This is a genomic window from Helcobacillus sp. ACRRO, from assembly GCF_022347125.1.
GTDB lineage: Bacteria > Actinomycetota > Actinomycetes > Actinomycetales > Dermabacteraceae > Helcobacillus > Helcobacillus massiliensis.
Genome location: NZ_JAKRNG010000009.1, coordinates 33,094 through 46,912 on the forward strand (window position 1 = coordinate 33,094; position 13,819 = coordinate 46,912).

Here is a 13,819-nt window from a genome sequence, read left to right on the forward strand (position 1 = left end):
CTATGATGCATCGAGACCTGTTTCAATGATGGGAAGAAGTGACGTGAGCCAAGTGCGCGAAGCGGTCCAGGACCCGACCAGTGCCGTGCGTTCGAAGGAGAACACCCGATCGAAGCTGGTGGAGTCCAGTGTTCAGATGTTCATCGACTTCGGTGTGGACGGTGCCACCGTCGACGCCCTCACCAGCGCCGCCGGTTTCACGCGCGGCGCCTTCTACTCGAGCTTCCGCTCCAAGGTCGACGTCTTCATCGAAGCGTTCGAGCTCGTGACCGACCGCGTGATCGCCGACCTCGCCGGCCACCTGGCGAAGCCGGATCTGCACGAGAACCCGTCGGCCGGCTACCTCCCCGTCCTCAAAGCGCTCCGGCCGAACGCCATCCCGTGGTACCTGCTGCACTCCGAAGCGGTGAGCTATGCGCTGCGGGATCCGTCCTTCGCCCGCCATGTCACAGTGCAGCGCCGACGGCTGCGCACCGCTGTGGCGGACGCCTTCCGCGCCGCGGAGGCCAGGGGAGAGGCGCGCCTCACCCTCGATCCCACACTGCTGGCGGAGACCCTGCTGGGCGTGTTCATGAACCTCATGCTCAGTGAACAGCTCGACGGCGCCAGCGATGTGGAGACCACCAACCGGGTCATCGAAGCCATCCTCGACACCTTTGTGGATCCGCTCTGAACCGTAGGCTGACGCTATGAGCAGAACCGCTGTCTATGCCGATCGCGGCAACTCCCACTTCGACATCCTCGTGGCCGTGCAGGCCGTGGTGGTGATCCTCTCGGGAATCGGGGCCGCCAAGGGCGTCCTGATCGGACCGGTCATCACCGACGCCGCATTCTTCCTCTTCCCGATCGCCTACATCATGGGCGACATCATCACCGAGATGTACGGGCCCGCTGCGGCGCGCCGCGCGATCCTCACCAGCTTCGTGCTGAACGTGCTCGCGGTGCTGGTGTACCAGGTGATCATCGCCCTGCCCGGCTTCACCGACGACTACGGCATCGAGAAGCAGCACGGCCTGGAGGTCGCTCTCGGTCCGGTGTGGATCATCGTGGTGGCGTCCCTGGCGGGCTTCCTCGCCGGACAGACCGTCAATTCACTGGTGGTGGCGCGCATGAAGGCGCGCATGGGGGAGAAGGGCCTGATGGCGCGCCTGTTCTCAGCGTCGGGCCTCGGCGAACTGGTGGACACCATCATCTTCTGCACGATCGCCGCCACCGCGATCGGCATCACAACGCTCGGCGACTGGGCGAACTACACCGCGTTCGGATTCCTCTACAAGGTGCTCGTGCAGTACGCCGCCGTCCCGGCCACCGCCGCCGTGATCCGCTGGATGAAGCGGACCGATCCGAGCTATCAGGCACGCATGCGCGCCGCCGACAGTTCCATCCATTCCGATATCCGCACCGAAGGAGAAGCCCCATGACCCGCCTGCTGATGATCGTCGATGTGCAGAACGACTTCTGCGAAGGAGGGGCGCTCGGCATTGAGGGCGGCCACACGGTCGCCGAGCACATCGACCGCTATGCGCGCGCCCACGCCGACGACTACGACGCCATCGTCCTCACCCAGGACTTCCATCAGCCGGGCAGCGACAACGGCGGACACTTCGCTGATGAGCCCGATTTCCAGGACACGTGGCCGGTGCACTGCGTCGCCGGCACGAGCGGCGGCGAGCTGCATCCTCTGATCGCGGCCCTGTCGGACGACCTGGAGGTGATCCGCGTGCGCAAGGGCTACGGCATGCCGGCGTACAGCGGCATGGAGGGCGTGATCGGCGATCCGTCCTCCGGCGGGCCGACGGAGTCGTTCGCCGAGTGGGTCGCGGAACATGAGGACGTGCAGGCCGATGTCACCGGTCTGGCGCTGGACTTCTGCGTGCAGGCCACGGCGCGTGATCTGGTGGCTGCTGGTGCACGTGTGCGGGTTCTGACGGATCTGAGTGCTGCGGTGCATCCGGCGGCATCGGCGGAGCTGCTCGAGGATCTGGAGCGCCATGGGATCCTGACCGGTACGAGTGATCAGAACACACCCTCTGCATAACGCCGATAATGTACGTTATGTAAAGTGAGAGTGGGGAGCGGGTGCTCCCGCGCAGGACCGCTGAAACCTGATCGGGCCCAGCCCCTCCCTCGTCTCAGGCCGGAGCGCCCTCGCACTGCCCGCAGGTGGGCACACGCCCGGCCTCGGTGCACTGCTCACAGCGCAGGTACTGCTTCCGGCACGCGAGGTTCGCACAGTTGACGAACACCGGCGTGCGCTCGCCGCATCCCACACAGGACCCGAGCGATTCGGCGCCCTGGCCGAACTCGATGTGCATGCGCTTGTCGAACACGTACAGCGACCCGTCCCACAGGCCGTCGTTGCCGTACTTCTCGCCGTAGCGGACGATCCCGCCGTCCATCTGGTACACGTCGGTGAAGCCGCGGTTCTTCATCAGCACGCTCAGCACCTCACAGCGGATGCCGCCCGTGCAGTAGGTGACGACCGGCCGGTTCTTCAGATCGTCGTACTTGCCGGATTCGATTTCGGCGATGAAGTCGCGAGTGGTGTCCGTGTTCGGGATCACAGCTCCGCGCATCCGGCCGATCTCCGCCTCCATGGCGTTGCGGCCGTCGAAGAACACCACCTCCTCTCCCCTGGCCTCCACCAGCTCGTGCAGCTGCTCGGGCTTGAGGTGAACCCCGCCGCCCTGGACTCCGTCGGCGGTGACCTTCACTTCCTCGGGCACGGTGAAGGTGACCAGCTCGGGGCGCACCTTCACGCTGAGGCGAGGGAAGTCGTCGCCGAGCCCGTCGGACCACTTGATGTCGGCGTCCTTGAAGGGGGCGTATTCGCGGGTGGTGCGCACGTAGCGCTTCACATCGTCGAGGTCTCCCCCGACGGTCGCGTTGATGCCGTCCTCGGAGATGATGATCCGTCCGCGCAGATTGTTCGCCTCACACAGGATGCGCTGCCAGAGCCGGATCGCCTCCGGATCGGGCAGCGGGGTGAACTTGTAGAACAGGAGGATCTTCGGGATGGCCATGGCGCTGATCCTACCGGCGGAACCTACCCGTCGGTGACCGGGAAGCGCCCGTCCTTGACTGCTTGGGTGAACGCCTCGAAGTCCTGCTCGATGACGTCGGCGTAGTCCACGGCCCACTGGGAGACGGCCTTGTCGAACTTCTTGGCTTCGTACAGGTAGCCGGCGATGGCGGTGCCGTCGGGCGACTGGGCGTGCGCGCGGGCGAGCTGGCGGGCACACAGCGCGGCGTAGGCGCGCACCTCCCCCGGTTCGGCGCTGGTGAGGTTGAAGCTGCCCTTCATATCGCGGAACTGCCGCCAGTAGAAGTTGCGGCCGTCGGGATCCACGGTGCGGCCGAGGAACGGGTCGGAGGTGGACTGCAGCACACGCTGCGATTCGGTGACGCGGTAGGCGTGGCGGGAGGCGAGCTCCGCTCCCTTCGGGGTCACGCCGGTGAGGCCGCCGTGGGACTCCAGCACGGAGGTGAGCGCCTCCTTCACCTGCAGCACCAGCGGCTCCCCCTGCGGCCCCTGCAGCAGCACCACGGAGCAGTGCGTGCCGACGCTCGACACGCCGACCACGCGGCGCGCCACATCGACCAGGCGGTACTGGCTGAGCAGCAGGGCGCGGTCCGACAGCAGCGTCTCGAGGTATTCGTTGAGGCGGTATCGGATGCGCTCGCGCCGCCCCTCGGGGTACGGGATGAGCAGCGGCGGCTGCAGCGCGAGCCGGAGGCGGCCGCGTTCGTCCTCTTCGGCGATCTTGCCGAGGACCTGCTCACTGGTGCGACGGCGCGCCTTCGTCAGCGCCTTGGAGAACGTGCGGTATCCGGTGGCGAGCAGGTCGGGGGCGCCGACGGAGGCGAAGTACCGGTCGGTCGCGTCCATGTAGAACAGCGCCAGCAGCATGTCGCGGTAGGCACGGGAGATGTCCCGCAGCTCCTGAGGGATGTCGGACTTCTTCATGCCCTGTTCGCGCAGTTCGAGGACATAACTGGTGAGCAGGCGCTTCAGGTCCCACTCCCAGGGGCCGATGCCGGCTTCGTCGAAGTCGTTGAGGTCGAAGATGAGGCGGCGCTCCGGGGAGGCGAACAGACCGAAGTTACCGAGGTGAGCGTCGCCGTCGATGATGGTGCGGATGCCGGAATCGGCGCCGTAGCGCAGGTCCGCGCACATCATGTCCGCGGTGCCGCGGTAGTAGGCGTAGGCGCTCTGCCGCATGCGGTTCACCCGCACACCGATGAGGTCCTCGATGCGGGTGCGGTGGGTGCGTTCGATGACCGTGAGCGGGTCGCGGTTCTCCTTGATCACCAGCTCGGCGTGGTCGCCCAGGGGGTGGACGGCGCGGATCTCCCGGCCGGCGTCGAAGGAGTCCTGGGCGCTGCCGCCGGGCGGCAGGAACTGGCGAATGCTCATGAGGCCATTATCACCGCTGCCCGGGGCCGGGAATAGCGGGCGCGCCGAGGACGTTGGATCGGACACGACCGGCGCCACCAGCAGGTGGCAAATCCGAGACCCCGCCCCTGCGGGCGCTGAGCCCACGAACGGAGGAGCCATGCTCGATCCCACCACGCTCTTCTCGTATGAGCGCGATGTCGACGCCCGCACCGTCGACGCGCCCACCATGCTCGTCACCCTCGGTTCCTACACCGATTCCGGGCATGTGCAGGCCACGATCGATGAACACATCCTGTCCTCGTTCGAGCACCGCCTCATCGGCACGGTCGACGCCGACCAGGTCATCGACTACACCGCGGTGCGCCCGGGCATCACCCTGGACGCCGACCGCCTCACCGGCTACGAAGCGCCCCGCATCGAACTGCATGAGGTGTCGATGCCGTCGAAGCCGCGGTTCCTGCTGCTGCGCGGCCCCGAACCGAACTACCAGTGGGAGCGGACCGCGCATGCGATCCGCATCGTCACCGAGCAGCTCGGCGTGACCCGCACCGTGCTGGTCTCCGGCTTCCCGACCGCCACCCCGCATACGCGCCCGACGCCCGTCACCACGTTCGCGCCCCGCCCGGAGGACCTGACGATCTCCAACCCGATGCCGGGGCCCGTCGGCCTGCGCTCCGCGTTCCCGCTCGTACTGGCGATGCGACTGGCGGAAGCCGATCACGCCGTCGTCGGCCTGGCCGCGCACATCCCCTCCTACGCCCACGAGGTCGAGTACTTCCCCGCGGTGCTGACGCTGCTGTCCGCGGTGGAGACAGCCGGCGGCCCCGCGATCGAGCCCTCCGCCCAGCTGGAGGAGAAGGCCGACGGGGTCCGCCGTCAGATGGATGCCGCACTGGAGTCCAATGAGCAGCTGCAGACCATGATCGGCGAGTTCGAGGCGAACTACGCCCGGCTCGACGGCTTCCTGCAGCAGATCCCCACCTCCGGCGACCGTATTCCGGGGGCCGAGGAGCTCAGCGAGGACGTGGAGGAGTTCCTGCGCCGGATGAGCGAGGACGAGGACAACGGCCCGACCGGCGGTGGGCAGGACACCGGCCACTCCCCCGCCTGATCACGGCTCCCGCCCACCCGACGGTTGGTATCCTGACACCGTGTTTGTTGTGAGTCTGTATTCCCTCAAGGGCGGCGTCGGCAAGACGTCTGTGACCCTCGGCCTGGCATCTGCGGCGCTGCATCGCGGGGTGAACGCTCTGGTCGTGGATCTCGACCCCCAGGCTGACACCACCCTCGGACTCCTCGGCGAGCCCGGCGGCGAACCCGACATCGCCGAGGTGATCGCCTCCGCACGCACCGAAACGATCGACCGCTCCGTCATCCAGACTCCGTGGGCCCGCTCCGGTGCCCGCAGCCACCTCGACATCATCCCCGGGTCGCACCGCTCCTCCCGGCTGGACTCCCCCGCCCTGGACCGGCGGGCGCTGCGCCGACTGCGCGACGCCCTCGACAAGCGCACCCAGCAGTACGACATCGTGCTCGTGGACTGCCCACCGTCGCTGAACGGGCTGACGCAGATGGCGCTGTCCGCATCGGACCGCAGCATTGTGGTCGCCGAGCCCGGCTTCTTCGCTGTGTCCGCCGCTGACCGCGCATTGAAGCTCGGTGACGAGCTGAAGGCGCAGGGCGCCGCTCAACGACTGCAGCCGCTGGGCGTGCTGGTGAACCGGTACCGTCCACGCAGCGTGGAGCACCAGTTCCGCGTGCAGGAGCTGAAGGACCTGTTCGGCGATCAGGTGATCGACCCGATCCTCGAAGAGCGCATCGGTCTGCAGCAGGCGCAGGGCGGCGCTGTTCCGCTGCACGCCTATGAGGGCGCCTCGGCGCAGCAGCTGACGGAGGACTTCGACGCGCTGCTCGGCACGATTCTGGACTCGCGCCAGCACTCCTGACCAGCGCCACTCCCCCCACTCACGAAACGAGAAGACCCCCGCACCTGGAGGAAGCGGGGGTCTTCTGCTGTGCGCGGCCGCTCGCGGGCGACCGCTGACGATCAGGATGCGCGGCGTGCGCGGCGGGCGGCGAGCTCGTCGCGCAGGAGGGCGCCGGCGTCGTCCGCCGGGTCGATGCTGGGCAGGATCGCGAGGTCGTTCTCCACTTCGCGGGCCACCCGGCCCACGGCGATGCCGAACACGCCCTGGCCGCCCTGCACGAGGTCGAACACGTCCTGGGCGCTGGTGCATTCGTAGACGGAGGCGCCATCGCTCATCAGGGTGATCTGGGCGAGGTCATCAGCGCCGCGTTCGCGCAGCGCGTTGATGGCGACACGGATCTGCTGGAGGGACACGCCGGTGTCCAGGAGGCGCTTCACGACCTTGAGCACGAGGATGTCGCGGAAGCCGTACAGGCGCTGTGAACCGGAGCCGGTGGCGGAGCGGACCGACGGCTCCACCAGGCCGGTGCGCGCCCAATAGTCGAGCTGGCGGTAGGTGATGCCGGCGGCCTTGCAGGCGGCGGGGCCGCGGTAGCCGAGCTCACCGGGGGTGTCGACGAGATCATCGAACAGGACGCCCTGCTCAGCAGCCGGGATGGTGCTCTGAGCCGACCGCGGATTCTTCTGATTGTTCATGGTGCCTCCAGGTGGTGCCGCCCGTCGGGGAAGGTGGTCGGCACAGGGCTCAGCCTACCGACTCCGGGCCCGTTTTGGGAATCACGCAGCGCCGACGTGTCGCGTTCAGTGCGAGCGGTTCAGTGCGCTGGTCAGAAGAGCGGTGTGCAGGGAGGTCAGCGACGCCGACATACTGGCTCGCGCATCCTCGGCCTCGCCTTCGGCCACGGAGTCATCGCGGTGCGAGGAGGGGGTGAGCACCGACTGGATGAGATGGGCCTGACGCTGTGCGGAGGAGCGCACCAGCGAGAGGTGGCGCGGCTGCAGGCCGTGCTCGGCCAGGTCGCGGCAGGCGGTCACCGCGTCGAGGTCCTGCTGGTCGTAGACGGGCGCATCCTTCACCAGAAACCCGTACTCCTCCATCTCCGTGACGAAGGCGGCCGACACTCGGGCCTCTCGGGCGAGCTCGCGTCGGCTGAGCCGGACCGCGGGGCGTCGCTCTCCCTCGCTGAGGGCGCGCACACTGAGGCTGCGCACGGGCGAACCGTCACGGTCCAGTTCGTCGAGGTGCTCCTTGATGACCTTGAGCGGCCAGAAGAGGTCGCGCTGAGCGCGCAGCACCAGGAGAATGCGATCGACGTCGGCTGCGGAGTACTTCCGGTAGCCGGATGCGGTGCGCACCGGCTCGATAAGGCCCTCCGCTTCGAGGAAGTGGAGTTTGGAGTGCGTCAGGTCGGGGAACTCCTCGCGCAGCTGCGCGCGGACCTGCCCGATGCTGAGGAGCGCTGAGGCGCGATGCTTGTGGGCGGCGCTCACGAGACGATCTGGTGGAAGGTCATTCGGTACTTGCCGATCTGCACTTCCTGGCCGTTGACCAGGGTCGCCTCGTCGACGCGCTCGCGCTCCACGTAGGTGCCGTTGAGTGAGCCCATGTCGCGCACGACGAACTGGCCGCCGTGACGGAGGAATGCGACGTGCCGCCGGGACACGGTGACGTCGTCGAGGAAGATGTCGCAGGAGGGGTGGCGGCCGGCCACGGTCTTCTCCGCGTCCAGCAGGAAGCGGGCACCCAGGTTCGGGCCCTTGCGCACGATCAGCAGAGCGGAGTCCGCCGGCAGTGCGTCAACGGCGGAGCGCTCCTTCGGGCTGAGCCCGCGCTCCTGCTCATCGGGGAAGTCGACATCCGCCAACGGGGACAGAGCAGTGGTCTGCGTCGACGGGTCCAGTGCATCGAACGTGTCAGACATGTTCTCTCCTTCTGTCGGCCAAGCGGGCGGATCCACGCCCGGGAGGTTCCATCTTGTCATGCCGAGGCCTGCAAAGTCGCTTACAGTGGCCGATTTTAGGGAGACTTTGCCCTGATCGGCCTCGATCGGGGCATTCTGCCCTCCCATCGGGCCCAGAACGCACTGCCGGCCGACGGGTGCTGAGCGTCACGTCAGCTCAATTCGCCCCGGGCCAGGGGCTTCGCTATAGTTGACGGAGGTTCGACCACGGGCTGTGGCGCAGTTTGGTAGCGCACACGACTGGGGGTCGTGGGGTCGCAGGTTCAAATCCTGTCAGCCCGACCGTGGATGCAGAGGCGGCCAGGAGTTTTCCTGGCCGCCTCTGCTGTTTCACCCCGATAGAATCGGGAAATCGGATAGTCCTGCTAAGGAAGGCCACAATCTATGTGCGGAATCGCTGGAAGCTTCGGCTTCGGTGCCTCAACCGGCGACATCGTCGCCCGAATGAACGATGCGCAGCGCCATCGCGGACCTGACGGCGAGGGCACCTTCACCGGCGGATCGATCGGCCTGGCGCATCGCCGCCTGTCGGTGATCGATCACGAAGGCGGCGCCCAGCCCTTCTACAGCGAGGACCGGCGCTACGCCATGGCGTACAACGGCGAGGTCTACAACTTCACCGAACTGCGCGAGGAGCTCACCGCCCTCGGCCACACCTTCACCACCGCGAGCGACACCGAAGTCGTGCTGCACTCCTACATGCAGTGGGGCACCGAGGCGTTCGACCGCTTCAACGGCATGTTCGCCATCGCCATCGCGGATACGCAGACCGACACCCTGGTCATCGCTCGTGACCACTTCGGCATCAAGCCGGTCTACTACTGGTTCGATGAGCAGAGCGGCCGCCTCCTGTTCGGCTCCGAGATCAAGTCGATCCTCGCCGCTGAGCAGTTCACGCCCCAGCCGAACGACCGCGCCGTCTACCGCTACCTGAAGTTCCGAGTGCAGGACGAAGGCGATGAGACCTTCTTCCAGGACATCCGCCGCGTCCGCTCCGGTGAGGTCGTCACCATCACCGAGGGCGGGCTCAGTGCCGAGAAGTACACCACCCTCGAAGAGGACCTGAAGGAGCTGGCGAAGACTCCTGGCACCCCCTACTCCGAGAAGGTCCGGGACGAGTACGGTGAGCGCCTGCGCGAGTCGATCCGCATGCGCCTGCAGGCGGACGTCTCCGTCGGCACGTCCCTGTCCGGCGGCCTCGACTCCTCCGCCGTGGCGGCCGTCATCGCCGAGCACCTCAAGCAGGGCGGTGACGACGACGTGTACGACTCCGTCGGCTCCCGCCAGAACACCTTCAGTGCCGTGTTCCCGAAGTCGAACAACGATGAGGAGGCCTACGTGGACTCCCTCCTCAACCGGTACGACGGCCAGATCGCCGCGCACAAGATCCACCCGGACGCCAGCAGCTTCCTCACCGACCTCGAGGACTTCGTGCGCACCCAGGAGGAGCCGATCATCTCCACCGGCCCGTACGCCCAGTACGTGGTGATGCGGGAGGCGACCAAGCACGTCACCGTGCTGCTGGACGGCCAGGGCGCGGACGAGATGATGGCCGGCTACAACCCTTACTACTACGTGTACTGGCGACAGCTGAAGGCCCGCAAGCAGTTCTTCGCCCTCGCCAAGGAAATGTTCCGCTCCCGCGACATCGCCCGCAAACTGCTCATGGCGAAGATGCGTCTGCGCAACACCACCAGCATGGAGCCGCTGCTCAACAGCGAGTTCGCTGAGCGCTTCCGCAACGAGAAGGTCTCCTCCGTCTCGGACAACCTGAAGATGCGCCTCATCGAGGACACGTTCCACAACTCGCTGCCGTCGCTGCTGCGCTACGAGGACAAGAACACAATGCGCTTCAGCCTCGAGGGCCGCGTCCCGTTCGTGGACAAGGAGCTCATGCGCTACCTGTTCACCCTCAGCGAGGACGCGATCCTCTCCGACGGCTGGAACAAGCGCATCCTGCGCGAGTCCATGGACCCGGTGCTGCCGGACATGATCTCCAAGCGCCGCAACAAGATCGGCTTCACGACCCCGGAGCAGGAGTGGTTCGTCCGCATCAAGAACTCCCTGTACGCGATCTTCAAGTCGGACTCGTTCGCCTCCCGCCCCTACTTCGATGCTCCGACCGTCATCGCCCTGTTCGAGGACTACATCAAGCATCCGAAGAACCACGGGACTCTTCTGTTCTGGCGCATTCTGAACGTGGAGCTGTGGATGCGCCAGTTCATCGACCCCGCGAACGGCGTTGCCGAGAAGAAGGCGGAGAAGGTCATCGAGCACAAGAGCCCGTTCGTTGCGAACCCGGGCAAGGAGCTGGACATCCGCTCCAGTCACGATCAGAAGACCTACCGCCGCTACCCGATCCAGACCGGTCTGGTGGACCGCGACACCCGCATCGAGGACTTCACCGAACAGTACCTCGCGGACTTCGCCCAGCAGGCGAAGCCGGAGGACCTTCCCGCCGGCAAGGACTGGTATCTGTTCATCAGCGAGAAGATCATCGCGATCTCCCAGGGCCGCTCCTACTTCACGTGGGAGATCAAGCCGTCCATCGGCGCAAACGTGCTCAGCCGATTCGTGACCCGCACCCCCGCCGGCATCGGCCTGGGCAGCCCGTTCACGATGGAGCTGGCGATCCGTGAAGCCGGCCTGCCGCGCATCGCCGGTGCTGCGCTCGCCGGAGCAGTCGGCAAGCTGGTGGGCCGCAAGGGCCTGTTCTACGACCTCGCCGGCGCGAACGTCCGCGCGATCGACGGCCCCACCGAGTACTCCGCGTACCCGTCCAACGTATCCGCAAAGCTGCCGCCGAAGGACCCGGACGCGGTGGCCCGCCGCCTCAGCGCCATGGTGCGGGGCCTCGATCTGCCCGCGGATGTGCTCGCCGGATTCCAGGGCACTGTCGTGATGGACGCCAACGACCTCGGCCGCAACGTGCTCGGCTCGGACGTGTCCGACACCGAAGCGGCCCTCGGTGCGATGTTCGCGGACAACCCGCTGGGCCAGGGGCGTCAGCAGACGCCGCTGGCGATCGTGATCCGTCAGGACTGACGACCACGCCTCCCCCGCCCTGACCGGGGAAGCCGACGGGGCCCGGAGCGGGCGGCATATGCCGACTGCCCGGGCCCTTCGTCACGCTCCGATAACGGGGCTAGCGGTTCCGTCACGGGCAGGCAATACCCATTGCCGATCTCATGCCGCTTGTTTACCCATCGGTCACCGCAGTGTGGGCATCGGGTCACCCGCGGGGTCCAGCATCGATGGCGGCCGTGCGCAGAAGCGCCGGTCACCGTCGAAAGGATCTCTCCCCCATGCCCATTCGTCTGCCCCTGCTGATGAAGGACCACGTCGCCGGGAAGCGCTCAGCCGTCACCTGTGCGCTCAAGTGCGGCAACCAGTGCGTCGGCGCACTGTGCAACACTTCCGACAACTCCTACTTCCGCGACGTCGCCTCCGGCGCCCTCTCCCGCCGCGCCCTCCTCGGCGGCGGCGCCGCTGCCGCAGTCGCCATCGCCGCCGCCGGTACCCAGGGCGCTGCTCCTGCCACCGCTGCCGAGGCCCCCGGCGCCGCCTTCGGCCTGAAGCCGTCGGCCCCCGGCGGCTCGAAGCTCCGCTTCGAGGCCATCGCCCCGGTCGAGCACACCGTGGATGAGCTGACCGTGCCCGAGGGCTTCGACTGGCACACCGTCATCCGCTGGGGCGACCGCCTGTTCTCCGACGCACCCGAGTTCGACTGGGCCAAGCAGTCCGCCGAACAGCAGAAGCGCGCCTTCGGCTACAACAACGACTACTCCGCGATCCAGGAGCAGCCGGGCACGGCCGGGAAGAAGGCCGTCATGTTCGCCAACCACGAATACACCAACGAGCAGATCATGCTGCCCGAGGGCACCAGCGACGACGATGTCATCGAGATCGGCATGGCCGCTCACGGCCTGTCCGTGGTGGAGCTGGAGCGCAAGAACCGCACCTGCCCCTACTCCCCCATCGTCGACGCCCCGCTGAACCGCCGCATCCTCCTCGACGAGGTCTTCGAACTCACCGGCCCCCTCGCCGGCAGCGACGCCGTGAAGACCAAGGAGGATCCGGAGGGGCGCCGCGTGCTCGGCACCCTCGGCAACTGCTCCGGCGGCCTCACCCCGTGGGGCACCATCCTCTCCGGTGAGGAGAACTTCCACAGCTACTTCCTGGGCAGCGCCTCCTACGGGTCGAACAAGCGCTACGGCGTCACCAATACCGAGGGCACCGCCCGCGGCTGGGAGAAGAAGTACGACCGCTTCGACTCCCGCATCGACGGCTACGAGAACGAACCGAACCGTTTCGGCTACATCGTCGAGGTGGATCCGTGGGACCCGACCTCCACACCCCGCAAGCACACGTCTCTCGGACGCCTCAAGCATGAGGGCGCCAACATCATCATCGGTGAGGACGGCCGCGCCGTCGCCTACACCGGTGACGACGAGGCATTCGAGTACCTCTACAAGTTCGTCTCCGCTGACCGCTACTGCGAAGGCGATCGCGCCCACAACATGACCCTGCTGGAGAAGGGCGACCTGTACGTCGCCCGCTTCACCGGCAACTCCCCCACCGCTGAGATCACCGGCAGCGCCGAGCTCCCCTCCGACGGCGCCTTCGACGGCTCCGGCGAGTGGATCGCCCTGGTGAAGGACGGCGAGTCCGCCGTTGAGGGCTTCACGCTGGAGGAGGTGCTGGTGAACACCCGCGCTGCCGCGGACGCCGTCGGCGCCACGAAGATGGACCGCCCGGAGGATGTCGAGCCGTCCCTCGTGAGCCGCAAGGTGTACATGGCGTGCACGAAGAACTCCGACCGCGGCGCCGCCGGCAAGGCACCCGCCGACGAAGCGAACCCGCGCGCCAAGAACCGCGACGGCCACGTGATCGAGATCGACGAGCTCGGCGACCAGGCGTCGCAGACCTTCGCCTGGAACATCCTCCTGGTGGCCGGTGATCCCGCACAGGGCGACCCGGTGTACTTCTCCGGATTCCCGGTGGACAAGGTCTCCCCGATCTCGTGCCCGGACAACGTCGCCTTCGACTCCGTCGGCAACCTCTGGATCTCCACCGACGGCGCCCCCGGCGGCATCGGCTACAACGACGGCCTCTTCCGCGTCACCCTGGAGAGCGAGGAGCGCGGCCGTGTGGAGCAGTTCCTGTCCGTGCCGCGCGAAGGCGAGACCTGCGGCCCCGTGGTCCACGACCGCGACGAGTCCGTGTTCGTGTCCGTCCAGCACCCCGGTGAGGACGGCACCTTCGCCGACCAGCACTCCTTCTTCCCGGACTACAACGGCACCGGTCCCCGCCCGACCGTGGTGCAGGTGCTGCCGCGCCGCGGCAACCGCCCCGACCACGCCGATCAGAAGCCCGGCAAGGGCAAGGACAAGCCCGGTCACGGCAAGGGCAAGGGCAAGGGAAATGGGAAGGGCCGGAAGAAGCACTGATCCTCAGCCCTGAGATCCGGCGCTGCCACCGGCGCCCACCACCAGCCTGCGTCCCTGTGCTCACAGTCACAGAGACGTAGGC

12 protein-coding genes and 1 tRNA gene are annotated in these 13,819 nt (G+C 67.2%); 8 read left to right on the forward strand and 5 right to left on the reverse strand.

The window, feature by feature from the left end; translation table 11 throughout:
- Positions 1-43: 43 nt before the first annotated feature.
- Genes MHY20_RS04900 through MHY20_RS04910 form a run of 3 tightly spaced genes read left to right on the forward strand, consistent with a single transcriptional unit; the run spans position 44 to position 2,038 of the window.
- A complete protein-coding gene (locus tag MHY20_RS04900) occupies positions 44-673 on the forward strand; it encodes a TetR/AcrR family transcriptional regulator (RefSeq protein WP_239375328.1) in 630 nt (209 codons plus the stop codon).
- Positions 674-689: 16 nt separating this feature from the next.
- Entirely contained in the window at positions 690-1,421 is a 732-nt protein-coding gene (locus tag MHY20_RS04905) for a queuosine precursor transporter (RefSeq protein ID WP_239375331.1), read from the forward strand.
- Complete coding sequence (locus MHY20_RS04910; protein ID WP_183374405.1) at positions 1,418-2,038, forward strand: isochorismatase family protein; 621 nt, start codon at positions 1,418-1,420, stop codon at positions 2,036-2,038. Before MHY20_RS04905 ends, MHY20_RS04910 begins: the two co-directional genes overlap by 4 nt.
- A 94-nt stretch (positions 2,039-2,132) precedes the next feature.
- Here the strand turns inward: MHY20_RS04910 and MHY20_RS04915 are convergent, their stop codons facing one another.
- Both MHY20_RS04915 and MHY20_RS04920 read right to left on the reverse strand, forming a co-directional pair.
- Complete coding sequence (locus MHY20_RS04915) at positions 2,133-3,023, reverse strand: rhodanese-related sulfurtransferase (protein ID WP_239375334.1); 891 nt, start codon at positions 3,021-3,023, stop codon at positions 2,133-2,135.
- 23 nt (positions 3,024-3,046) lie between these two features.
- Positions 3,047-4,417: a DUF2252 domain-containing protein gene (locus MHY20_RS04920; protein ID WP_239375337.1), complete on the reverse strand. Its 1,371-nt coding sequence runs from the start codon at positions 4,415-4,417 to the stop codon at positions 3,047-3,049.
- Positions 4,418-4,556: 139 nt separating this feature from the next.
- Here MHY20_RS04920 and MHY20_RS04925 point away from each other — a divergent pair, with 139 nt between their 5' ends.
- Positions 4,557-5,510: a PAC2 family protein gene (locus MHY20_RS04925; protein ID WP_183374399.1), complete on the forward strand. Its 954-nt coding sequence runs from the start codon at positions 4,557-4,559 to the stop codon at positions 5,508-5,510.
- Between the two features lie 40 nt (positions 5,511-5,550).
- On the forward strand, positions 5,551-6,345 hold the full coding sequence (locus MHY20_RS04930) for an AAA family ATPase (protein WP_183374397.1): 795 nt from the start codon (positions 5,551-5,553) through the stop codon (positions 6,343-6,345).
- Positions 6,346-6,446: 101 nt separating this feature from the next.
- On the opposite strand, the gene MHY20_RS04935 is transcribed toward MHY20_RS04930, so the two are convergent.
- The 3 genes from MHY20_RS04935 to MHY20_RS04945 all read right to left on the reverse strand — a co-directional run bounded on the left by MHY20_RS04935 (position 6,447) and on the right by MHY20_RS04945 (position 8,248).
- Positions 6,447-7,022: a MerR family transcriptional regulator gene (locus tag MHY20_RS04935; protein WP_183374395.1), complete on the reverse strand. Its 576-nt coding sequence runs from the start codon at positions 7,020-7,022 to the stop codon at positions 6,447-6,449.
- Between the two features lie 105 nt (positions 7,023-7,127).
- Positions 7,128-7,817 (reverse strand): MerR family transcriptional regulator, encoded by a 690-nt coding sequence (locus MHY20_RS04940; RefSeq protein ID WP_183374393.1) that lies wholly within the window; start codon positions 7,815-7,817, stop codon positions 7,128-7,130.
- Entirely contained in the window at positions 7,814-8,248 is a 435-nt protein-coding gene (locus MHY20_RS04945) for an FHA domain-containing protein (RefSeq protein ID WP_183374391.1), read from the reverse strand. The genes MHY20_RS04940 and MHY20_RS04945 overlap by 4 nt, the downstream gene beginning before the upstream one ends.
- A gap of 247 nt (positions 8,249-8,495) precedes the next feature.
- On the opposite strand from MHY20_RS04945, the gene MHY20_RS04950 reads away from it, so the two are divergent.
- From MHY20_RS04950 to MHY20_RS04960, 3 genes are all read left to right on the forward strand, one after another.
- Positions 8,496-8,569, forward strand: a tRNA-Pro gene (locus MHY20_RS04950).
- A gap of 102 nt (positions 8,570-8,671) precedes the next feature.
- Positions 8,672-11,332, forward strand: a complete 2,661-nt coding sequence (gene asnB / locus MHY20_RS04955) for an asparagine synthase (glutamine-hydrolyzing) (RefSeq protein ID WP_183374389.1) — start codon at positions 8,672-8,674, stop codon at positions 11,330-11,332.
- Between the two features lie 260 nt (positions 11,333-11,592).
- Entirely contained in the window at positions 11,593-13,737 is a 2,145-nt protein-coding gene (locus MHY20_RS04960; protein WP_239375340.1) for a PhoX family phosphatase, read from the forward strand.
- Positions 13,738-13,819: the final 82 nt, after the last annotated feature.

Coding starts and splice junctions, on each gene's coding strand:
- MHY20_RS04935 (WP_183374395.1), bottom strand. CDS start 7,022: ATGAACAATCAGAAGAATCCGCGGTCGGCTCAGAGCACCATCCCGGCT.
- MHY20_RS04915 (WP_239375334.1), bottom strand. CDS start 3,023: ATGGCCATCCCGAAGATCCTCCTGTTCTACAAGTTCACCCCGCTGCCC.
- MHY20_RS04905 (WP_239375331.1), top strand. CDS start 690: ATGAGCAGAACCGCTGTCTATGCCGATCGCGGCAACTCCCACTTCGAC.
- MHY20_RS04945 (WP_183374391.1), bottom strand. CDS start 8,248: ATGTCTGACACGTTCGATGCACTGGACCCGTCGACGCAGACCACTGCT.
- MHY20_RS04925 (WP_183374399.1), top strand. CDS start 4,557: ATGCTCGATCCCACCACGCTCTTCTCGTATGAGCGCGATGTCGACGCC.
- MHY20_RS04910 (WP_183374405.1), top strand. CDS start 1,418: ATGACCCGCCTGCTGATGATCGTCGATGTGCAGAACGACTTCTGCGAA.
- asnB (WP_183374389.1), top strand. CDS start 8,672: ATGTGCGGAATCGCTGGAAGCTTCGGCTTCGGTGCCTCAACCGGCGAC.
- MHY20_RS04920 (WP_239375337.1), bottom strand. CDS start 4,417: ATGAGCATTCGCCAGTTCCTGCCGCCCGGCGGCAGCGCCCAGGACTCC.
- MHY20_RS04960 (WP_239375340.1), top strand. CDS start 11,593: ATGCCCATTCGTCTGCCCCTGCTGATGAAGGACCACGTCGCCGGGAAG.